General features: G+C 74.0%; 18 protein-coding genes. 12 read left to right on the top strand and 6 right to left on the bottom strand.

Translation table 11 applies throughout. The features are described from left to right. Position 1: 1 nt before the first annotated feature. Positions 2-1,513 (bottom strand): class I adenylate-forming enzyme family protein, encoded by a 1,512-nt coding sequence (locus tag HNP84_RS08495; RefSeq protein ID WP_312924142.1) that lies wholly within the window; start codon positions 1,511-1,513, stop codon positions 2-4. Between the two features lie 421 nt (positions 1,514-1,934). On the opposite strand from HNP84_RS08495, the gene HNP84_RS08490 reads away from it, so the two are divergent. From HNP84_RS08490 to HNP84_RS08465, 6 genes are all read left to right on the top strand, one after another. Beyond that, positions 1,935-2,873 carry a thiamine pyrophosphate-dependent dehydrogenase E1 component subunit alpha gene (locus HNP84_RS08490; RefSeq protein ID WP_312924141.1) on the top strand — a complete coding sequence of 313 codons (939 nt, stop codon included), beginning with the start codon at positions 1,935-1,937 and terminating at the stop codon, positions 2,871-2,873. After that, on the top strand, positions 2,870-3,859 hold the full coding sequence (locus HNP84_RS08485; RefSeq protein ID WP_312924139.1) for an alpha-ketoacid dehydrogenase subunit beta: 990 nt from the start codon (positions 2,870-2,872) through the stop codon (positions 3,857-3,859). The genes HNP84_RS08490 and HNP84_RS08485 overlap by 4 nt, the downstream gene beginning before the upstream one ends. Beyond that, positions 3,856-5,088, top strand: coding sequence for a 2-oxo acid dehydrogenase subunit E2 (locus HNP84_RS55905; protein ID WP_185048815.1), 1,233 nt, complete (start codon positions 3,856-3,858; stop codon positions 5,086-5,088). Before HNP84_RS08485 ends, HNP84_RS55905 begins: the two co-directional genes overlap by 4 nt. 11 nt (positions 5,089-5,099) lie before the next feature. After that, positions 5,100-6,422 (top strand): GH1 family beta-glucosidase, encoded by a 1,323-nt coding sequence (locus tag HNP84_RS08475; RefSeq protein ID WP_185048814.1) that lies wholly within the window; start codon positions 5,100-5,102, stop codon positions 6,420-6,422. Between the two features lie 92 nt (positions 6,423-6,514). Beyond that, the gene (locus HNP84_RS08470) at positions 6,515-7,414 is read left to right on the top strand and encodes an aldose 1-epimerase family protein (RefSeq protein WP_185048813.1); all 900 of its coding nucleotides are present in this window, start codon (positions 6,515-6,517) and stop codon (positions 7,412-7,414) included. A gap of 52 nt (positions 7,415-7,466) precedes the next feature. Continuing rightward, positions 7,467-8,462, top strand: coding sequence for a phosphotransferase family protein (locus HNP84_RS08465; RefSeq protein WP_185048812.1), 996 nt, complete (start codon positions 7,467-7,469; stop codon positions 8,460-8,462). A gap of 64 nt (positions 8,463-8,526) precedes the next feature. Here the strand turns inward: HNP84_RS08465 and HNP84_RS08460 are convergent, their stop codons facing one another. Further along, the gene (locus HNP84_RS08460) at positions 8,527-9,372 is read right to left on the bottom strand and encodes an anti-sigma factor (protein WP_312924137.1); all 846 of its coding nucleotides are present in this window, start codon (positions 9,370-9,372) and stop codon (positions 8,527-8,529) included. Then, on the bottom strand, positions 9,369-9,968 hold the full coding sequence (gene sigK / locus HNP84_RS08455) for an ECF RNA polymerase sigma factor SigK (protein WP_312924136.1): 600 nt from the start codon (positions 9,966-9,968) through the stop codon (positions 9,369-9,371). The genes HNP84_RS08460 and sigK overlap by 4 nt, the downstream gene beginning before the upstream one ends. A gap of 277 nt (positions 9,969-10,245) precedes the next feature. Here sigK and HNP84_RS08450 point away from each other — a divergent pair, with 277 nt between their 5' ends. Together HNP84_RS08450 and HNP84_RS08445 are read left to right on the top strand one after the other, a co-directional pair. Then, on the top strand, positions 10,246-11,517 hold the full coding sequence (locus tag HNP84_RS08450) for an FAD-dependent oxidoreductase (protein WP_185048810.1): 1,272 nt from the start codon (positions 10,246-10,248) through the stop codon (positions 11,515-11,517). Positions 11,518-11,566: 49 nt separating this feature from the next. Then, complete coding sequence (locus HNP84_RS08445) at positions 11,567-12,907, top strand: class II 3-deoxy-7-phosphoheptulonate synthase (RefSeq protein WP_185048809.1); 1,341 nt, start codon at positions 11,567-11,569, stop codon at positions 12,905-12,907. 143 nt (positions 12,908-13,050) lie between these two features. On the opposite strand, the gene trxA is transcribed toward HNP84_RS08445, so the two are convergent. After that, on the bottom strand, positions 13,051-13,428 hold the full coding sequence (gene trxA, locus HNP84_RS08440; protein WP_185048808.1) for a thioredoxin: 378 nt from the start codon (positions 13,426-13,428) through the stop codon (positions 13,051-13,053). 149 nt (positions 13,429-13,577) lie between these two features. Further along, complete coding sequence (locus HNP84_RS08435) at positions 13,578-15,926, bottom strand: ExeM/NucH family extracellular endonuclease (protein ID WP_185048807.1); 2,349 nt, start codon at positions 15,924-15,926, stop codon at positions 13,578-13,580. Between the two features lie 182 nt (positions 15,927-16,108). On the opposite strand from HNP84_RS08435, the gene HNP84_RS08430 reads away from it, so the two are divergent. Both HNP84_RS08430 and HNP84_RS08425 read left to right on the top strand, forming a co-directional pair. Then, a complete protein-coding gene (locus HNP84_RS08430; protein ID WP_185048806.1) occupies positions 16,109-17,761 on the top strand; it encodes a pentapeptide repeat-containing protein in 1,653 nt (550 codons plus the stop codon). Positions 17,762-17,780: 19 nt separating this feature from the next. Further along, positions 17,781-18,536: a permease prefix domain 1-containing protein gene (locus HNP84_RS08425; RefSeq protein WP_312924132.1), complete on the top strand. Its 756-nt coding sequence runs from the start codon at positions 17,781-17,783 to the stop codon at positions 18,534-18,536. A gap of 45 nt (positions 18,537-18,581) precedes the next feature. Here HNP84_RS08425 and HNP84_RS08420 read toward each other — a convergent pair whose 3' ends face one another. Next, complete coding sequence (locus HNP84_RS08420; protein ID WP_185048805.1) at positions 18,582-18,917, bottom strand: PadR family transcriptional regulator; 336 nt, start codon at positions 18,915-18,917, stop codon at positions 18,582-18,584. A gap of 88 nt (positions 18,918-19,005) precedes the next feature. Between HNP84_RS08420 and HNP84_RS08415 the strand changes: the two genes are divergently transcribed. Further along, positions 19,006-20,190 (top strand): cytochrome ubiquinol oxidase subunit I, encoded by a 1,185-nt coding sequence (locus tag HNP84_RS08415; protein WP_185048804.1) that lies wholly within the window; start codon positions 19,006-19,008, stop codon positions 20,188-20,190. A gap of 12 nt (positions 20,191-20,202) precedes the next feature. After that, a complete protein-coding gene (locus tag HNP84_RS08410) occupies positions 20,203-20,982 on the top strand; it encodes a cytochrome d ubiquinol oxidase subunit II (RefSeq protein WP_185048803.1) in 780 nt (259 codons plus the stop codon). The last annotated feature ends 41 nt before the right edge of the window (positions 20,983-21,023 follow it).

Genomic DNA, 21,023 nt, shown 5'->3' with positions numbered 1-21,023 from the left:
GTCACGCTCCCTCCGCTCGGCCCGGCGCCGCCGTGAACATCTCGCGCACCCTGCCCTTGACCACCTTCCCGGCCTGGTTGCGGGGCAGCGACTCCACCAGCGCCACCCGCTCGGGCAGCTCGTGCCGGGCCAGCCGTCCGGTCAGGAACGCGCGCAGCTCCCGGGGCGTCGGGCCCTCGGCCCGGGGCACGACGGCCGCCGCGAGCGCGGCCCCGAGCACCGGGTGCGGCACCCCCACCACGGCGGCCTCCGCCACGCCCGGGTGCTCGTACAGCGCCGCCTCCACGGCCAGCGTCGAGACCTTGTACGCCCCCGACTTGACCACGTCGCTCTCCCGGTCGAGCAGGTGCAGGTATCCGTCGGCGTCGAGGTAGCCCAGGTCGCCCATCCGCACCCAGCCGTCGGCGAACACGCCGCCGTCGCCGTCGCGGTAGTACGTGCGGGGGGCGGCGGGCGAGCGCAGCCAGATCTCCCCCGGCTCCCCGGGCGGCACCGGCCTGCCCCGCTCGTCGGTGACGCGCAGCGCGGCGCCGAAGGCGGGGCGGCCCAGGGCCTCGGGGCGCTCCGGGTCGAAGATCATGACGGTCTGGGCCGGTGCCGCCTCGGTGGAGGTGTAGTAGTTGGCGATCTTGGCGTTGGGGAAGGCGGCGGCCAGGCGGACCGCCAGCGCGGGCGGCAGGGCCGCGGCGGCGGAGCCGAGCAGCAGCACCCCGGAGAAGTCGTGGCGGTCCTGCAGCCCGGCGTTGAGCAGTTCCATCGCCATCGCGGGCACCAGGAACACCGTGCCCGGCCGGTACGACTCGATCAGCCGGGCGAAGCGCGCCGGGGTGAACCGGGCGGGCGTGAGCATGGCGGGGTGGGCGTCCAGGGCGTGGACCAGCATCATCTGGCCCGCGTTGGTGCCGATCGGGAAGGCGTGCAGCAGGTGCCGGGAGTGGCGGAACCTGCGGCGGCTCGGGCGGGTCTCGCAGCCGTGGGTGAGGTTGGCGTGGGTGGCGGCGACGGCCTTGGGCCTGCCGGTGGTGCCGGAGGTGTACAGGATCTGGGCCAGGTCGCCGGCGCGCACCCGCACGCCGGGCGGGTCTGCTCCGCCCGCGCCGCCGTCGCGCTCCAGCTCCTCGACCGGGGCGGCCCAGCCCGCGTCGTACGCGGGGCCCGCGCCGGCGCCGTGCACCACCCCCACCGCCGAGCAGTGCCCCAGCATGTACGCCGCCTCGGGCGGCGCGAGCCGGTCGGAGACCGGCACCGCCACCGCCCCCGCCTTGTGCACCGCGCAGGTGGCCACGCAGAAGCCGATCCAGTCGCCGCCGAAGCGCAGGCCCACGCGGTCGCCCGGCAGCACCCCGCGGGCGCGCAGCCCCCGCGCCGCCGCGCCGGACCTGCGATCCCACTCCGCGAACGTCAGCTCCCCCTGGCCGTCCACCACGACGGCCGTCGCCCCGGGCTCCTGCCCGGCGCGCAGCCGCAGCAGCTCCGGCACGGTTCGCGGGACGTCCGCGCGCTGATCTCTCACGCCATGATTCCCTTTTCCGGTATGGCTCTCCGAAAGTTTTCGGGCCAAATCGAACGCGGCCCGCCTGTTTCGATTTCGGCACTCGGACGACGGTTCCCGGCCGCCGCCGGCCCGGCGGAAGGATGTGCGCCCACCGCTGCGGGATCGGTTGAACCGCCGGTCTACGCTGGCTTCGAGGTCTCGAAGACTCCGCGGCCGGGCCTTGCGGCCCGGCCGTGGCATACCAGGTCATACGGACCTGGGAAACGCTCCCACTGCCTGGAGATTATGGATTCCGGACATGTCACGTCAAGGTGTCCGAGGCATTTCTCCCGAAATTTATCGGCATACGACAGCAACTTTCGGAAGCGTCGTTGACGGCCGCGGCCGGCCCTGCCTAGGCTCGCCGCGAGCGCTCCCGCACGCGACACGAGGAGCGCACGTGACCCTGAAGACCGGCCGGTCGCCCGGCCCGCGCCCGCAGCCTCCCCCTGAGGCTCCCCCTGAGGAGGAGGACCTGCGGCTGCTCCTGCTCATCCGGCACTTCGAGCTGGCGCTGCTGCGCCTGTTCGAGGCCGGCGCCCTCAGCGGGACCACCCACACCTGCCTCGGCCAGGAGTACGTCCCCGTCGCGCTGCGGCCGCTGCTCGCCGAGGACGACTTCGTCTTCAGCACCCACCGCGGCCACGGCCACTTCCTGGCCCGCCACCCCGAGCCGCACGCCCTGCTCGCGGAGATCATGGGGCGCGAGGGCGCGCTGTGCGCCGGGGTGGGCGGCAGCCAGCACATCTACCACCGCCGCTTCCTGTCCACCGGCGTGCAGGGCGAGAGCCTGCCGGTCGCCGCCGGCGTCGCGCTGCGCCTGGCCGGCACCGGCGCGCTGGCCTGCGCGTACATCGGCGACGGCACCTGGGGCGAGGGGGCGGTGTACGAGGCGCTCAACCTGGCCGCGCTGTGGCGGCTGCCGCTGCTGGTGGTCGTGGAGCACAACGGCATCGCCCAGTCCACCCCCACCTCGGCGCAGATGGCGGGCACGATCGCGGGGCGCGCGGCGGCGTTCGGCGTACGGCATCTCACAGTACGCTCGACCGACCTCGGCGAGATCCGGGCCCAGGCCGGCCCGGTGGTGGCGGCCATGCGCGCGGAGCCCGCGCCCGCGGTGCTGGAGTTCGTCACGCACCGGCTCGGCCCGCACAGCAAGGGCGACGACACCCGCCCGCCGCAGGAGATCCGCCGGGCGGCCGATCACGACTGGCACCCGCGGCTGCGGGCCGCGTACGGCGCGCGCTTCGACGAGCTGGACCGCGAGCAGCGCGAGCTGGTCGAGCGGGTCGTCGCCGAGGTGTCGGCGCGCCCGCCGTCGGTGTGGGAGGACCGGTGAGGGCCGTGCGGATGGGCGAGCGGCTGAACCTGGCGCTGCACGAGCTGATGGCCCGCGATCCGGACGTGTACCTGCTCGGCGAGGACGTCGCCGACCCGTACGGAGGCGCGTTCAAGATCACCAAAGGGCTGTCCACCCGGTTCGGCGACCGGGTGCGGTCCACGCCGCTGAGCGAGGGCGCGATCGTCGGCGCGGGCGCCGGGCTGGCGCTGGCCGGGGGCAAGGCCATCGTCGAGATCATGTTCGCCGACTTCGCCGCGCTCGCCTTCGACCAGCTCGTCAACTTCGCCGCCAAGTCCACCGCCATGTACGGCCGCCGGGTGCCGCTCCCCCTGATCGTGCGCTGCCCGAGCGGCGGCAACCGCGGCTACGGGCCCACCCACAGCCAGAGCCCGCACAAGCACTTCATCGGGGTCCCGGGCCTGGACGTCTACGAGCTGACCCCGTTCCACGACCCCGGTGAGCTGCTGGAGCGGATGCTGGCCGCGCGGCGGCCGTGCCTGCTGTTCGAGGACAAGGTCCTCTACACCCTGCCCGCGCCCGAGGGCGGGACCGTGGCCGGGCTGTTCGACCACGAGGTGCGCGGCGACGTGGCGCGGGTGTTCCTGCCCGGCGCCGAGCCCGACTGCGCGATCGTGGCCCACGGCGGCGTGGCCCACCGGGTGATCGAGGCCATGCGCACCCTGCTGCTGGAGGAGGACGTGGCCTGCGAGCTGCTGGTGCCGGCCCGGCTGTACCCGCTGCCCGAGCTGCCGGGACTCGAGCGCGCCGGGCACGTGTGCGTCGTGGAGGACGGCTCCCCGGGCGGGTCGTGGGGGGCCGAGGTGGCCCGGGTGCTGCACCCGCGCCTGTGGCCCGCGCTGCGCCGCCCGATCACGCTGATCGGCGCGGCCGAGCGGGTCATCCCGGCGGCCCCGCACCTGGAGCGCGAGGTGCTGCCGCAGGCGGAGCGCGTCCACCGCGAGATCCTGGAGGCCCTGTCGTGATCGAGATCCGCGTGCCCAGGCTGAACGCCAACGACGCGAGCTACGTGCTGGTGGAGTGGGCGGCCGGCGACGGGCAGGAGGTGCGCGCCGGCGACCCGGTCGCGGTGCTGGAGACCTCCAAGGCCGCCGAGGAGCTGGCCGCCGAGGCCGGCGGCGTGCTGCGCCACCTGGTGCGCGAGGGCGCCGAGTGCGCGCCGGGCCAGCCCATCGCCCGGCTGCTGGCCCCCGGCGAGCAGGCCGGGGAGCGATCCGGGGAGCGATCCGGGGAACAACCCGGGGAGCAGGGCGGCGAGCACCCCGGGGAGCGCCCCCGGGAGCACGCCGCGGACGCCGCCGGGGACCGCGGCGGGGAGCCGGCCGCGCAGGCCGGCGCCGCGCAGGCCGGGGCCGGGCCGGACGGGGCCGGGCCGGGCGGGGCCGGGCCGGACGGCGGCCCGGTGGTGACCGAGCCGGCCCGCAGGCTGATGGAGGAGCGGGGCATCCCGCCGGAGCGGGTGCGGGCGCTGGGCCTGCGCGTGGTGCGGCGGGCCGACGTGGAGGGCCTGGATCTGATCGAGGTCCCGCGGGTGCAGCGCCGCATCGCCGAGGTGGTGACGCGCTCCCACCGCGAGATCCCGGCCGCGTACGCCGTGATGCGGATCGACGTCACCGGGGCGCTGTCGCGCGCCCGCGAGCTGAGCCGGAGCGAGCGGACCCTGATCGGGGTGCCGGAGCTGGTGATCGACGCCGTGGCGGGGCTGCTCGGCCGCTTCCCGCTGTTGTTCGCCGCGCCGGTCGCCGGCGGGCGGGCGCGCCCGGCGGAAGGCGCGCACGTGGGCGTCACGATCGATGTCGGCCGGGGCATGTTCATCCCCGTGGTGCGGCACGCCGACCGGCTGGGGCCGGGCGGGATCGCGCGGGAGCTGACCCGGTTCCGGGCCACCGCCATGAACGGTTCATTCACCGAGGCGGATCTCGCGGGCGGCGCGATCACCCTCACCCTGCACCCCGCCGACGGGGTGATCATGGCGGTGCCGCTGGTGCCGCCCGGCCAGATCTGCGCGCTGGCGCTCACCGCACCCCGCTCCGAAGTGGTGGAACAGGCCGGCGGCGGCTTCCGGGCGCGCAAGGTGGTCTCGCTCGGGCTGGCCTACGACCACCGGTACGTCAACGGGATGCAGGCGACCGCGTTCCTCGGCGAGATCAGGGCGGGGCTGGAGCGCCTTTCCGGTGGGAGCGCTCCCATATAGACTGCCGGTCCATGGAGCTGAACCTGCGATTCCCCGACGGCTTCGTGTGGGGAGCGGCCACGTCGTCGTACCAGATCGAGGGCGCCGCCGCCGAGGACGGCCGGGGGCCGTCGGTGTGGGACACCTTCAGCCACACCCCGGGAAAGGTGCGCGGCGGCGACACCGGCGACGTGGCGGCCGGGCACTACCACCTCCTGTCCGAGGACCTGGACCTGATGGCCGCGCTCGCGCTGCGCAGCTACCGGTTCTCGATCTCCTGGTCCCGCGTGCTGCCGGAGGGCACCGGGCAGGTCAACCAGAAGGGCCTGGACTTCTACCGGCGACTGGTGGACGGCCTGCACGCCCGCGGCATCCGGCCCCTCGCGACGCTGTTCCACTGGGACCTGCCGCAGGCCCTCCAGGACAAGGGCGGCTGGGAGAACCGCGACTGCGCGCTGTGGTTCGCCGACTACGCGCAGACCGTCTTCGACGCGCTCGACGTCGCCGACTGGGGCACGATCAACGAGCCCAAGACGGTCGTGGAGGCCGGCTACCAGATGGGCGTCCACGCCCCCGGCATCACCGACCCCGCCCGGTCCTACGTCGCGCTGCACCACCTGCACCTCGCGCACGGCCTGGCCGCGCAGGCGCTGCACGCCCTCCACCCCGGCCGGCGCATCGGGCCCGCGCTCAACCTGTCGCCGGTCTACCCCGCCGACGACGGCGACGCCGCCCGCGAGCAGGCGCACCTGTACGACGGGCTGGAGAACCGCATCTACCTCGACCCCATCCTGCTCGGCCGCTACCCCGACGACATGATGGAGTGGATCGCGCGGCGCAGCCCCATGCCCCGCCACGTGCTCGACGGCGACCTGGCCGTCATCGCCGAGCCGGTGGACCTGCTGGGTGTGCAGTACTACAACCCCAAGTACGTCGACGGCGCCGGCCGGCGGGTCTTCAAGCACCCCGTCGCCCAGGCCGAGTGGCTGGAGATCCACCCCGAGGGCCTGTACGACATCCTGGTCCGGCTGCACCGCGACTATCCGGCCGTGCCGCTGCGGATCACCGAGAACGGCCTGCCCACCACCGACGCCCCCGGCCCCGACGGCAGGGTGCGCGACACCGGCCGGATCGCCTACCACCGCGACCACCTGGCCGCCATGCACCGGGCCATGGCCGAGGGCGTGCCGGTGGAGGGCTACCACGCCTGGTCGCTGCTGGACAACTTCGAGTGGGCCGAGGGCTACAGCCAGCGGTTCGGCCTGGTGTACGTGGACTTCGAGACCCAGCGGCGCACCCCCAAGGACAGCGCCCTGTGGTACCGCGACCTGATCCGCCGGGGCGTGCTGCGCTGACCCGCCACCTCCCCCGGACGAGCTGCGGCGATACGATCTCGCCCGTGGCGGCCGCACCCGCCCGCCCTCCCCGACCCGAGAGGACCTTTCCCGTGTCCCGCCAGTTCACCATCCGCAGCGGCCCGGCGTACGCCGAGATCGACGAGCGCGCGGGCGCGTTGCGCGTGCTCCGCCACGGCGCGCGCGAGCTGGTCACGAGCTGGGCCCCCGGCGGCCCGATCCCCTACTACAGCGGCACCCTGCTCGCGCCCTGGCCCAACCGGATCGGCGGCGCCCGCTACACCTACCGCGGCGAGCTCCACAGCCTGCCGGTCAACGAGGAGGACCTGGGGAACGCCCTGCACGGGCTGGTCGCCGAGGGGCCCTGGGAGGCCGTGGAGTGGCTGCAGGTCGAGGACGAGCAGGGCTTCGTCCGGCTGACCCACACCATCGCGCCCCGCCCCGGCTACCCGTACACGCTGGCGCTCCAGGCCCTCTACACGCTCACGCCCGAGGGCCTGACCACGACGCTGACCGCCGAGAACGTCGGCGACCGGGTGGCGCCGTACGGGTGCGGGCCGCACCCGTGGCTGCTGGCGGGCGACGGGCCGGTGGACCCGTGGGAGCTGGAGGTGCCGGCGGACCGGGTGCTGCTGGTGGACCAGGCGCTGCTGCCGCGCTCGCTGGAGGACGTGGCGGGCACGCCGTACGACTTCCGGGTGGCGCGGCCGGTCGGGGCCACGGCGGTGGACCACGCGTTCACCGCGATCACCCCGGGCCGCACCGGTTCTGCGGCGGTCAGGCTGCGCGGCCCGGCGGGCGGCGTCGAGATGCGCTGGGACCCGGCCGTGCTGCCCTGGGTGCAGGTGTGCACCGGCACCGGGCTCGGGCACGCCGGCATCGCGGTCGAGCCGATGACCTGCCCGCCCGACGCGTTCAACTCCGGCACCGACCTGGTCGAGCTGCACCCCGGCGACAAGCACGAGGCGAGCTGGACGATCTCCGCCTTCTGACGGCGCCATCCCCCACCTGACGGCGCCATCCCCCACCTGACAGGGAGGACGCGTGGAGAGCAGGACCAAGCGGGTGCTCGACGCCGCCCGGCTCGACGCGCTGGTGCGCCGGGCTGTCGGCGCCGGAGTGGTGACGGCCGAGGAGCTGGCCGACGGGTACGCGAACGCGGTGTGGCGGCTGACCACCGACGACGGGCGGCGGCTGGTGCTGAAGCTGTCGCCGCCTCCGGAGCTGGAGCAGCTCACCTACGAGCGCGGCCTGCTGCGCACCGAGGCGCGGGTGTACGAGCTGTGCGCGAAGGCGGGCGTGCCGGTGCCGGAGCTGGTCCGGGCCGGGTTCGACGACCCGGTGCTGGGCGGCGACTACCTGGTGCTGGCCGACCTGGACGGGGTGCCGTGGAACCGGGCCGGCGACCGGCTGAGCGAGGAGCAGCAGCGCGCGATCCGGCGCGAGCTGGGCGGGCACATGGCCAGGTTCAACGCCATCACCGGCACCGAGTACGGCTACCCGAGCGGTGCGCCGGCCGGGCCGACGTGGCGAGTGGCGTTCCTGGCCATGGTGCGGGCGCTGCTGGCCGACTCGCGCCGCTACGGCATCGCGCTGCCGCTGCCCCCCGCCGAGATCGCCGCGATCGTCGAGGGCGCCGCGGGCGCGCTGGACGACGTGCGCACCCCCTCGCTGGTGCACTTCGACATCTGGCCCGGCAACGTCTTCCTCACCTTCGGCGACGGCCCGCCCCGCATCCAGGCGATCATCGACCACGAGCGCTCGTTCTGGGGCGACCCGCTGGCCGACTTCGTCACCCCGACCATCTTCGGCGAGCTGGACGAGACCGACGACCTGGTGACCGGCTACCGCGAGGCGGGCGGCACCGTGGAGCTGACGCCCTCGGCGCGCACCCGCCTGGCGCTGTACCGGGCCTACCTGTACCTGATCCTGCTGGTGGAGAACGGGCCGCGGCAGTACCCCGAGGAGTCCTACGCCCGGGTGCGCGACCTCTCGGTCACGCACCTCACCGAGATCCTGGCCCGGCTGCGCACGGCCTGAGCGGGCCTGCCGGCCTGGCCGCGCCTGCCTGCGCCTGAGCGCCTGACCGCGCCGCCCGTGGCGGTCAGGGCGTCCCGGGCAACTCGGCGAGCAGGATCGGCGTGGTGGTCGGCCGCGCCGAGCCGCCGGCCGGCTCCACGGTGAGGCCGAAGCGCTCGGCCTTGGCGGTCAGGGCCACCACGGCGGTGCTGACGCCGTTGGCGCCCGGCACCAGCCCGGCGGGCCTGACGCCGTCGGGGCCCATCAGCCACATCTCGTAGACCCGCGAGTCGCCGAGCGGGGTCAGGTCGCCGGAGGTGACCACCATCTCGCCGCGGCTGCGCGAGACCACCAGGGTCGCCGAGCCGCCCCCGGTGAGCGGGCGCACCACCGTGGCGGCGTCGGGCGCGGCCAGGACGGCGGCCACCGTACGGGCCCTGGCCCGCTCGGCGTCGAGGTCGCGGCGGGCGTCCACGGCGACCACGCCCAGGGTGACCGCGGCGGCGGCGGACACCGCGGCGATCCCGGCCGGCACCCGGCCGCGCCACGGGACGCGGCGGCGCGCGGCGCGGCGGCGTACCCGCTCCTCCACAGACTCCGACGCAGCCTCCGGCGCGGTCGCCGCCCGCGTGCCGGCGGGGCCGCCCAGGGCGGCGCGCGGCACCACCACGGTCGGCGCGGCGGCCCCATGGGAGGGAGCCGGGGCGAGCTGCCGCACCGTGGCGATCTCGGCGAGCACCCGCTCGCGCAGCCCGGCCGGCGGCTGCACGGCCGCGGCCAGGGCCAGCCGGGCGGCGGTCTCCGTCAGCCCGCGCACCTCGGCCGAGCACGGCTCGCAGCGCTCCAGGTGCCGCTCGAAGGGCCGTCGCTCGCCCTCGGGCAGCGCGTCGAGGGCGTAGGCCCCCGCCAGCGTGTGGAGGTCGTCGTTCACCGTTCCACCCCCATGCAGTCGCGGAGCCGCACCAGCCCGTCGCGCATCCTGGTCTTCACGGTGCCCAGCGGTATCTTCAGCAGCCCTGCCACCTCGGGATAGGAGTAGCCGCCGTAGAAGGCCAGCTCGACCGACCGGCGCTGCAGCTCGGTCAGGCCGTCCAGGCAGCGGCGCGCCCGCTCGCCCTCCAGCCTGGTGGTCACGGCCTCGGCCACCTCGTCGTAGGCGACGCGGTGCTCGCGGTGCGCGGCCCGGGTGTCGCGGTCGATGGCGGCCTGGACGGAGCGGACCCGGTCCACCGCGCGGTGGTGCGCCATGGTCATCACCCACGACAGGGCGCTGCCCCGGCCGGGGTCGTAGCGGGAGGCGGTGCGCCAGACCTCGACCAGCACCTCCTGCGCGACCTCCTCCGCCTGCGCCGGGTCGCGCAGGACGCGCCGCGCCAGACCGTACACGGCCGGGGCGAGCATCCCGTACACGCGCTCGAAGGCGGCCTCGTCGCCCGCCGCCACGCGGGCCAGCAGCTCCTCCAGCCCCTCCGCGCGGCCCGCCGTCCCCGGCGCCGGCGAGCCGCCCTGCCATGGACTGCCGCTCACCGTCCACCACCGCGTTCCAGGCCCCGGCGGGCCCTTCTCAACCGCCCCGTCCCCGCAGGTGGGAAGGCCGCCCGGTATCGGCACGTGATCAGGGTGCGCAACTCTCGCCATCCCTTCGGGTCCTGGGCCGCCTCCCTTGAGCAGGCGGGATGCGGGTGAAACGGGTTCGGTCATCGGATGATCGCCGTTCGGCCGTGCACGGATGATTCGTCGCCGGTTGGGCCGTGGATTGCGGGGCACGCTGATTTGTGCGGACTATTCAGTGGGTGATGAAATCATGCGGACCTCATGCGTCATCGCCGGCGGCGGGCCCGCCGGCGCCATGCTCGCCCTGCTCCTCGCCCGCGCCGGCGTCGATGTGGTGCTGCTGGAGAAGCACGCCGACTTCCTGCGCGACTTCCGGGGTGACACGATCCACCCCTCGACCCTCCAGGCCCTGGACGAGCTGGGGCTGGCCGAGGAGTTCCACCGGCTGCCCCACCGCAGGGCGGAGCGGCTGGCGTTCTTCAACGGCTCGGAGTACACGCCGGTGGCCGAGCTGTCCGGGATCCCGGGCCGCTATCGCTACATCGCCTTCGTCCCGCAGTGGGACTTCCTCAACCTGCTCGTCGCGCACGCCCGCCGCCATCCCAGCCTGCGGGTGCTCATGGAGGCCGAGGCGTGCGGCCTGATCGAGGAGGACGGCGCCGTACGCGGCCTGCGCTACCGCGACCTGTCGGCGGCGGGCGGGGGCGCCGAGCACGAGATCCGGGCCGCGCTCACCGTCGGGGCCGACGGGCGCGAGTCGGACGTGCGCCGCGAGGCCGGGCTGCGGCCCCGCGACTTCGGCGCGCCCATGGACGTGGTGTGGTTCCGGATCACCCGCGACCCCGGCGACCCGGCCGAGCCGTTCCTGCGCATCGTGCCCGGCGGGGCGATGGTGGCGATCAACCGCGAGAGCTACTGGCAGCTCGCGTACCTGATCCCCAAGGGCGGCTTCGGCGAGCTGCGCGAGCGCGGCGTGGAGCGGTTCCGCGCCTCGGTCGCCGAGCTGATCCCCTTCCTGGGCGAGCGGGTCAAGGAGGTCACGTCCTTCGCCGACACCAGCGTGCTGGTGGTGCGGGTGGACCGGCTGCCGCTGTGGCACCGGCCGGGCCTGCTGTGCATCGGCGACGCCGCGCACGCCATGTCGCCGATCGGCGGGGTCGGCATCAACCTGGCCATCCAGGACGCCATCGCCGCCGGCAACCTGCTCGCGGCCCCGCTCGTACGCGCCCAGCGGGCCCGCGGCGGCGGGCCGGTGCTCGACCCGGTGCCCGACTCGCTGCTGGCCAGGGTGCAGCGGCGGCGGCAGATCCCGGCCGCCGTCACCCAGCTCGTGCAGGTGACGGTGCAGAACCGGGTGATCCGCCCGGCGCTCGCCGGGACGCGCCCGGACGCCCTGCCGCTGCCCGCCAGGCTCGCCCGCGCGCCGCTGGCGCTGCGCCGGCTCATCGGCCTGTTCATCGGGCTCGGCGTGCTCCCCGAGCATGTGAACCGGGAATTCACGGTAGAAGAATCTTCTCAGTAGGTGGACATGAGCCTGGTTATCCCCGCGCCGTGCAATAGCCTGATATCCCGTGAGCGCAGAACCACACAACCTCGATTCCTGGCGTGACCTGCCGGCGGCGCAGCAGCCCGACTGGCCCGACCGCGCCGAGCTGGACAAGGTCGTCGCCGAGCTGGCCGGGCTGCCGCCCCTGGTGTTCGCCGGGGAGTGCGACCAGCTCAAATCCGAACTCGCCGCGGTCGCGCGCGGCGAGGCGTTCGTGCTGCAGGGCGGCGACTGCGCCGAGACCTTCGCCGGGGCCACGGCCGACGCCGTGCGCAACAAGCTCAAGACCCTGCTGCAGATGGCGATCGTGCTCACCTACGCGGGCCGGGTGCCGATCGTGAAGATCGGCCGGATGGCGGGCCAGTTCGCCAAGCCGCGGTCCAAGCCGACCGAGGTGCGCGACGGCGTCGAGCTGCCGGCCTACCGGGGCGACATGGTCAACGGGTTCGAGTTCACCCCCGAGGCCCGCACGCCCGACCCGTGGCGGCTGCTGCGCGCCTACCACTCCGCTGCGGTGACGCTCAATCTGTGCCGGGCCTTCACCAAGGGCGGCTACGCCGACCTGCGCCAGGTGCACGCCTGGAACCAGGACTTCGTGGCCGGCTCGCCGGCCGGGCAGCGCTACGAGCGGCTGGCCCGCGAGATCGACCAGGCGCTGGCGTTCATGCGGGCCTGCGGCGCCGACCCGGAGGAGTTCCACACCGTGGAGTTCTACTCCTCGCACGAGGCGCTCATCCTCGACTACGACCGGGCGCTCACCCGGATCGACTCCCGCACCGGGCAGCCGTACGACGTCTCGGCGCACATGGTGTGGATCGGCGAGCGCACGCGGCAGCTCGACGGCGCTCATGTCGAGTTCTTCAGCCGCATCCGCAACCCGATCGGCGTCAAGCTCGGCCCCTCCAGCACCCCCGAGGACGCGCTCGCGCTGATCGAGAAGCTCAACCCGGCCAACGAGCCCGGCCGGCTGACCTTCATCACCCGCATGGGCGCCTCCAAGATCCGCGACGCGCTGCCGATCCTGGTGGAGAAGGTCACCGCCAGCGGCGCCCAGGTGGCCTGGGTGTGCGACCCGATGCACGGCAACACCTTCGAGGCGCCCAGCGGCCACAAGACGCGCCGCCTCGACGACGTGCTCGACGAGGTCGCCGGGTTCTTCGAGGTGCACCACGCGCTCGGCACCCACCCCGGCGGCATCCACATCGAGTTCACGGGCGACGACGTCACCGAGTGCGTGGGCGGCGGCCACCCGGTCGTCGAGGACGACCTGGCCCTGCGCTACGAGACCGCCTGCGACCCCCGGCTCAACCGCGGCCAGTCGCTCGACCTCGCCTTCCGGGTCGCCGAGCTGTACCGCTCCTCCTGAGGGCCGCCCTTCCACGAGGGGCGCTCCTCCTCCGGAAGCCGGCTCCTCCGCGAGGGCCGCTCCTCCGGGAGAGCGGCTCCTCCGCGAGGCGGCCTCTCCCGAGGGGCGCGACGAGAGAAGGGGAGCGTCTCCGCTCCCCTTCCTCAGTTCTGCTGCTCGCCGCCGTTCAGCTCGGCCGCGAGCTCGCTGCGGATCTGGTCCATGTCGAGCGCGCGCACCTGCGAGATCAGGTCCTCCAGCATCGGCGCGGGCAGCGCGCCGGGCTGGGCGAAGACCACGATGCCATCGCGGATGGCCATGACCGTGGGGATCGAGGTGATCTCGAAGCCCTCGGCGAGGCCGCGCTCCTGCTCGGTGTCGATCTTGCCGAACGTGATGTCCTGGTGCTTCTCGGAGGCCTTCTCGAAGATCGGGCCGAAGGTGCGGCACGGCCCGCACCACGCCGCCCAGAAGTCCAGCAGCACGATGCCCTGGTCGGCAATCTCGTTGAAGTTCTTCTCGGTTACCGCGATGGTCGCCACCAGTGGCTCCTCGTCTCTTCGGCGCTCTTCGCCTTTACTCAAACCGCTTTCCCCCGCCCAGCATTCCACGCCTGGGGGACCGGTGGCACCCTCGCGGGAAGCGGGCCCCCGCCGGCCGGACGGCGCGGCGGGGGCCCGGGGTCACGCGGTCACAGCCGCAGGCCCACCAGGACCGGGTCGTGGTCGCTGGAACGGTAGGCGTCGGGCCGGTACAGGCCCGGCGGGTTGAACTCGGTGTTGTAGTCCAGGATCAGCGGCTCGTCGGCGTTGACGTGCCAGATGGTGGCGCCGGTGACCCGCTTGAGCAGGTTCTTGCCCACCATGGCGTGGTCCAGCTCGCCCCACAGGCCGTCGAAGACGTAGCTGTAGCGCCGGCTCGCCGGGACGTGCTTCTTGGTGACGCTGGTCAGGCCGCCGGCCTCCAGGGTGTCGATCGGGTCCTCCTCGCTGTAGGCGTTGAGGTCGCCGAGGACCAGCGGGTTGGGCAGCTTGAGGTCCTTGATCAGCGCGAGCGTCGCCTTGGCCTGGCGGACGCGTTCGGCGTTGTAGCAGCTCTGGCCGTCGCCCTGGTCGGTGTCGGGGCCGGTGGCGTCGTCGCAGCGCTTGGACTTGTAGTGGTTGACCAGCATGGTGAACCTCTCGCCGCCCTTGGCCTTGCGGAAGGTCTGGATCAGCGGCGGGCGGCGGAAGACCGGGTCGGTGGAGGACTTGGCCTCGCCGACCGGGGTGAGCTTGGCGGGCTTGTAGATGATCCCGACCTGGACCGCGTCGGTGCCCGGGTACGGGTGGCTCAGCGCCGCGTACGTCCCCGCGCCGACCTCGGCGTTCAGGGCGTCCACCAGCGCGTTCAGCGCGGTCTGGCCGTTGTTCTCGACCTCCATCAGGCCGACGGCGTCGGCGTTGAGGCCCTTGAGCGTGGCCACGAGCTTGGCGAGCTGGCGCTGCTGCTCCTCGGGGGTGTTCGCGCCGCGCGAGTCGAGCGTGGTGAACCAGTTCAGCGTGTTCAGGCTGGCCACCCGGACGTTGCCGAAGACCGGGAACGGCGCCTTCGGGCGCGGGTTGGTGCGCAGGAAGGTGATCGGCTTGGTCGGCTGGAGCCGGTAGGACCCGAAGCCGTAGCCGAGGACGCCGGTGATGCCGAAGGCCGCGTCGCCCGCGCGAACCGCGTGCGGGGTGGTGAAGGGCACCGTCTCCGGGTTCTGCACGGTGGAGCCGTCGTCGATGAGCAGCATGCGCCGCGCGTTCTCGTCCGCGTCCACGCCCTCGCGCTCGGTGGGCTGGAAGGTGCGGCCCTCGGAGGAGACCGTGACCTCGCCGAAGCGGCCCAGCTCGAAGTGCTCGGTCACGGTGAGCGGCTCGGGGAAGGTGACGAGCACGTTCTCCAGGGGCTCGAAGGTGGTGCCGGCGGGGCGCGGCAGGGTGCGCACGACGGGCTTGATGGTGCCGGTGCCGCACACGTCCACCGCGGTGACCGGCGACAGCTCGGTCCAGCCGTTGAACTCGGTCGCGGTGCCGCTCACCAGGACCCGGTCACCGACCTTGACGTCCTTGAGCGAGGCGCGGGCGAAGGCGAACAGGCCGTCGGAGGTCGCCGGGTCGGCGTCCGGGGTCGGGTCCTGAAGGAAGAAGCCGTTGAGCTGGCCGGTGCCCTGGAAGTCGCCGGTGACCACGCCCTCGACGCGTACGCGCTGCCCGGCCAGCGGGGTGCTGTCGCCGGAGCCCTGGACCTGGGCGATCTCGTGGGTGGGCGCCACCTCGCACGGGTCGCCGGTCGGCGTGGGCGTCGGGGTCGGCGTCGGGGTCGGCGTGACCGTCGGGGTGGGCGTGCCGGTGCCGCAGGGGGCCGCGGGCGTCGCGGTGTTGCGGGGCGCGGGGGCGGCGGTGGCGAAGTCGGCGGCGTTGTCGTCGGTGTCGGCGCAGCCCGCCTGGGCGCGCACCCCCGCCGTCGTGGCGCTCAGGCCGGGCGCCGCGGCCGTGCCCTCGAAGAAGTTGGCCGTGCCGTAGCCGACGAGGTCGGCGATCTGGGCGAGCTGGTCGGCCGAGCAGGGGGCCGAGCCGCCGTTGCAGGCCAGGCCGGTCGCCGAGCGGACCAGCGCGACCTTGCCCGAGCTGCCGCTCATGTTGGCGGTGCCGGTGGCGTCGGGCGCGGGGAGCGCGGAGCCCGTGGAACCCCCGGCGAGCTGCACGAGGTAGTACGCCCCCGGCGCGAGCGTCCCGCTCAGCGGCGTGACCGGGTTGGCGCCGAAGGCGCCGGTGCCGGTGGCGCTGGCGTACTGGACGGACCAGCCGTCCAGGGAGACCTCGGCGCCGCTGCGGTTGAACAGCTCGACGAAGTCGTTGCTCAGCGGGGCGCCGGCGCTCCCCCCGCTCCCGTAGACCTGGCTGATGACGACGGCGCCCGGCTCGGCCGCGGCCGGCACCGTGGAGAGGGTGGCCACCGCCGTGGCCACGAGGCCGGCGGCGGCGAGGGCGGCGTACGCCCGGGTTAAAGCACGCATGCCGGGAGCGTAGGACTGGATCACCCGCCAAATCCCATACTGAACCTGGCGTATCGGTTAAATCTGAAAAATTGGCAGTTTCGCGCTACGAGTAGCACCAAGTCTGTTCTTTAGGAGGCTTGACAGCGAAATCTGGTACGCCATCCTCAGATCGCCCGCAGAGTCGGGGTATAGCTTCCCATATGGCGAGGACTCTCCCCCTGGACATCGACTGGGTCACCTGCGCCGCGCCAGACTGCCGCGGCGCCGTGTGCGCGCCGTACGACCGGTGCATGGCCCACCTCGACGCGGCCGAGCTGGATTCGGCCGTCCGCGCGCTGTCCCCCGGATCCGGGCTGGACCTCCGCGGCGTCGTCATCGACGCCCGCCTCCTCGGCCGGGTCATGGCCGCCCTGGACGACGGCCGCGGCCGGGCCCGCATGGGCCGGGCGCGGTTCGAGCGGGCCGAGTTCGCCTGCGACGCGCGTTTCTGCGGCGCCGTGTTCGAGGGCGACGCCTCCTTCGGCCGGGCGCGCTTCGACCGGCTCGCCACGTTCTACGGCGCCCGCTTCGCCGGCAACGTCGCCTTCTGCGAGGTCCGCTTCGCCCGCGAGCTGTCCTTTCACGATGTCACCGTGGCGGGGCACGCCGCCTTCGAACGCATCGTCGTGGCCCGCGACGCGTTGTTCGGCGAGTCCCGCTTCGGGCGCACCGTCTCCTTCCGCGGCGCCCGGTTCGACGGGTTCGCCGCCTTCGACCAGGCCGTGTTCGCCGCCGGGGCGTCGTTCCGGGGGGTGCGCTTCGAGCGGGCCGCGTCCTTCCGCAAGGCCGTCTTCCAGGGCCCGGCCGGGTTCGAGGCCACGCGGTTCGGCGCGCGCACGTACCTGTCGCCGGCGAGCGCCGGGTGCGGGCTCGCGCTGACCGGCGCGCGGGCCGCGGGCAGCCTGGACGTGCAGGCGCACGGCTGCGCGATCGACCTGCGCGCGGCCCAGGTGACCGGCCCGCTGACGCTGCGCCTGACCGACGGCGAGGCCGACCTGGAGGGCACGGTGCTGCGCGGCGGCGGCACGCTGACCGGCCGGGGCTCGGCGCGGGTGCTGTCGCTGCGCGGGGTGGAGGCCGAGCGGCTGACGCTGACCGGCGTGGACCTGAGCGCGTGCCGCTTCTCCGGGCTGCGGCATCCCGAGGGGGTGAGCCTGTCCGGCTGCGTGTTCCCCACCACGCCCAAGGGGGTGCGGGTCGGGCTGCGCTGGCCGCCGCTGCGCTGGTCGTCGCCGCGGCGGGTGCTGGCCGACGAGAACGACTGGCGCGACTGGCGCGAGCGGCAGGACAGACGGCGGACACGCGACCGGCAAGACAAGCGAGACAAGCGAGACAAGCGAGACGGGCGGGGGACGCGAGACAGGCGCGGACGGCGGGAGCGCGACCTGGCGCGCGCGGAGGAGGCACTGAGCGGCGTCCGGCCGCCGGCCGCCCCGCCGCCGTCGGCCGCGGAGGAGCTGGCGTTCCTGTACCGCGGCCTGAGCAAGGCCCTGGACGACGCGCACACCGCCGACGACTTCGCCTTCGGGGCGATGGAGGTGCGCCGCCTCACCAGCCTGGGCGCCGGGCGGTGGCTGCTGGCGGCGTACTGGCTGGTGTGCGGCTACGGGCTGCGCATGCGGCGGGCGCTGGGCTGGTCGGCGCTGATCGCGGCGGTCGCGGCCGGGTTCGTGATGGTGACCTCGGCCTCGCACGCCGTGCGCGCGCCCGCGCGGCCGAGCCCGAGCAGCGTGCGCACTCCGGAGGTTCTGCAGGGCACCTCCGTCCCCGCGAGCCCTGTTCTCGGGGACGATTACCGGGACGGGTCAGGGTAGTCCCCTATTCCGGCCCGGGGTGCCGATCGGCATGCTGGAGGCGGCGCCCGGGGCGACGGGCCGGATCGAGACTGGGGAGAGCATGGCGAGCGCGGGCCTGATCGACGACTACGTGCGCGAGCTGGGCCGTGAGCTGCGGGGCCCCCGGCGCGCCCGGCACGACATGATCGTCGAGGCGCGCGACAGCCTGGTGGACACCGCCGAGGCCCTGGAGGCGTCCGGCATGTCCCGGGCCGAGGCCGAGAGCCTGGCCGTGGCCGAGTTCGGCCCGGTGGAGGAGATCGCGCCGGGCTACCAGGAGGAGCTGCTGGCCGGGCAGGGCCGCAGGACGGCCGCCCTGCTGTTCCTGTCGGTGCCGCTGGTCACGCTGATGTGGAGCCTGATCTGGCGGTTCTGGCCGGAGATCGTGACGATGAGCCCGGTGGAGCACAAGCCGTGGTGGTTCCTGCCGGTGGCGCGGGCGCTGGACATCGCGCAGATCCTGACCGGCCTCGTCGCCGCCGTCGCGCTGGTCACCCTGGGCCGCGGCACGCGCCGCCGGTTCGCGCCCAGGGCGCGCACGGTGACCCGGGCCCTGGGCCTGCTGGTGTGGTGCCAGCTCCCGTTCACGACCGGCATGTCGATCGCGTTGATGTCGGCCGGGCACACCGGCTTCGGCACGTACGTGCCCGGCGTGGTGGCGAGCGTGCTCAGTTGCGGCATGCAGGCGTGGCAACTGCACAGCGCCGCGCGGTGCCTGGCGCTGTCGCGCAGGCCCCGCCCCGCGCTCGCGTAGCCCGCGACTCAACGACCTCAAGACCTCTCAACGACCGCGTAGCCCTCAGGGCGACGGGCTGCGGCGGGGCAGCAGCACGCTGCCGATCGCGCCCGCGAAGGTCTGCCAGGCGCTGCGCTCGCCGGCCAGCGCCTTGCGCCCCGCCTCGGTCAGCCGGTACGTGCGCCGCCTGCGCCCGCCGACCGTCGCCCACTCGCTGTCGAGGTAGCCGATCCGCTCCAGCCGCCGCAGCGCCGGATAGACCGTGCCCGTGGGCACCGACAGCACGCCGCCGCTGCGTTCCTGCAGCGCCTCGATGATCGCGTAACCGTGCAACGGCTCGTGCTCAAGGACGGAGAGCAGCAGGGCGTCCATATGCCCGCGGAGCGCATCGGTGTTCACGGCCCAACCCTATCCCGGTTCGTCATGTAGGCAGTCTACATGTAGGCTCTCTATATGTAGACAGACACACTGACGGAGTTGACACGCGATGGACGTCCTCGATCTGGCCAGGTCGCAGTTCGCGGTGACGGGAAGCCTGCACTTCCTGTTCGTCGTGCTGACGCTCGGCCTCGCCCCCCTGGTGGCGATCATGCAGACCTGGCACGCCGTCTCCGGAAAGCCGGTGTGGGAGCGGATGACCCGCTTCTGGGGCCAGATCTACGTGATCAACTACGCGCTGGGCGTGTTCACCGGGCTCGTGATGGAGTTCCAGTTCGGGCTGAGCTGGAGCGGGCTGTCCCACTACGCGGGCGAGGTCTTCGGCCCGCCGCTCGCCACCGAGACCCTCGTCGCCTTCTTCCTGGAGTCCACCTTCCTGGGCCTGTGGATCTTCGGCTGGCACCGGCTGCCGAAGTGGGCGCACCTGGCGTGCATCTGGATGGTGACGCTCACGGCGTACGCGTCGGCGTACTGGATCATGGTGGCGAACGCCTTCCTGCAGAACCCGGCCGGCGCGGTGGCGCGCGACGGCCACCTCGCGCTGACCGACGTGGGCGCGCTGCTCACCAACCCGGCGCTGGTCTTCGCGCTGCCCCACGTGGCCGGGGCCGCGATGCTCACCGGCGGGTTCGTCGTGGTGGGCGCGAGCGCCTACCACCTGCTGCGCCGCCATCCCGAGCAGGGCTTCTTCGCCACCTCGATGCGGCTCGGCATCGTGTGGGCCGGGATCGGCGTCTTCGTCACCTCCGGCTTCGGCTTCGCCCAGTTCGCGGCGCTCAGCGACTACCAGCCGGACAAGTTCGACGGCGGCGCCCCGGCCGTCTCGCTCGGCTTCATGATCCTCATCGGCGAGCTGTTCATGCTGGCGATGATGTTCTTCCTGCTCCCGGTGGTGTACTGGCTGCCGCGCTGGCGGTGGACCCACCCGATCCTGATGCTGATGACGCCGCTGCCGTTCGTGGCCTCGATCCTGGGCTGGCTGGCCCGCGAGGTCGGCCGCCAGCCATGGATGATCAACGGGAAGCTCACCGTCGCCGACGCGCTCACCCCGGGCCTGACCCCGGCGATGATCACCGGCTCGTTCGCCGCGTTCACGCTGCTGCTCGGCGCGCTCGCGATCGTCGACTACGCCCTGATCGTCAAGACCGTGCGGCGCGGCCCGGCCGGCGCCTTCCTCGGCGCCCGCGACGACGGCGCGCCCGACCCCTCCCCCGCCCCCGCGCTGAGCCACTAGAAAGGCGAGCCCATGGACATCCTCTGGTACGCCGTGCTGGCGCTCCTCCTCGCCGGCTACTTCGCCCTGGAGGGCTTCGACATCGGCGCGGGCATGCTGCTCCCGGTGCTCGGCGGCGGCGCCGGCGCCTCCGGCCGGCCCGGCCGCGACCGGATCGTGGCCGCGATGGCCCCGTTCGTGCTGGCCAACGAGGTCTGGCTGATCGCCGCGGCGGGCGTGCTGTTCGGCGCGTTCCCCGCGCTGGAGGGCGAGGTGCTGTCCGGCCTGTACTGGGCGGTCGTGGCCCTGCTGGTGTCGTGGATCGTCCGGGACGCCGGGCTGTGGTTCCGGCGCCGGGCCGGGGGAGCCGCGTGGCGCGCCTTCTGGGACGGCGCCCTGTGCCTGGGCTCCTGGGGCCTGGCGGTGACCTGGGGCTTCGCGCTGGCCGGGATCGCGGGCGGGCTCGCCGGCCCGCCGCTGGGCGTGCTCGGCGGCCTGCTGTACGCCGCGGCCGTCGCCGCCGTCCTCGCCCACCACGGCCGCACCTTCGCCTCCTGGCGCGGCGCGCTCCCCGGGCGCCCGCCGCGCACCGGCCGGGCGCTGGCCGGCTCGGCGCTCCTGGCCGCGCTGCCCGCGCTCGTGCCGCTGCTGGCGGCGGCCCCGGGCGTGCTCGGCCACGCCGCCGACCCGGGTACGCTCGGGACGCTGGCCCTGACGGTGGGCCCGTTCGCACCCCTCGTGGTGGCTGCGCAAGTATGGGTGTGGCGCACGTTCGGCTCAACGCGCGCCACGAGCTCGACGTCGTTCTTCTGACCCCCGTCCCCCATGCCGCCCCCCAGGAAGAAGCCGGACCG

The organism is Thermocatellispora tengchongensis, assembly GCF_014202315.1.
GTDB lineage: Bacteria > Actinomycetota > Actinomycetes > Streptosporangiales > Streptosporangiaceae > Thermocatellispora > Thermocatellispora tengchongensis.
This window is presented reverse-complemented; position numbering and strand designations above follow the sequence as displayed.

What these genes read in the sequence shown, in the direction of transcription:
- HNP84_RS08475 (WP_185048814.1), top strand. Translation starts at nt 5,100, where the DNA reads ATGGAGCTGAACCTGCGATTCCCCGACGGCTTCGTGTGGGGAGCGGCC.
- HNP84_RS08410 (WP_185048803.1), top strand. Translation starts at nt 20,203, where the DNA reads ATGGACATCCTCTGGTACGCCGTGCTGGCGCTCCTCCTCGCCGGCTAC.
- HNP84_RS08450 (WP_185048810.1), top strand. Translation starts at nt 10,246, where the DNA reads ATGCGGACCTCATGCGTCATCGCCGGCGGCGGGCCCGCCGGCGCCATG.
- HNP84_RS08435 (WP_185048807.1), bottom strand. Translation starts at nt 15,926, where the DNA reads ATGCGTGCTTTAACCCGGGCGTACGCCGCCCTCGCCGCCGCCGGCCTC.
- HNP84_RS08415 (WP_185048804.1), top strand. Translation starts at nt 19,006, where the DNA reads ATGGACGTCCTCGATCTGGCCAGGTCGCAGTTCGCGGTGACGGGAAGC.
- HNP84_RS08430 (WP_185048806.1), top strand. Translation starts at nt 16,109, where the DNA reads ATGGCGAGGACTCTCCCCCTGGACATCGACTGGGTCACCTGCGCCGCG.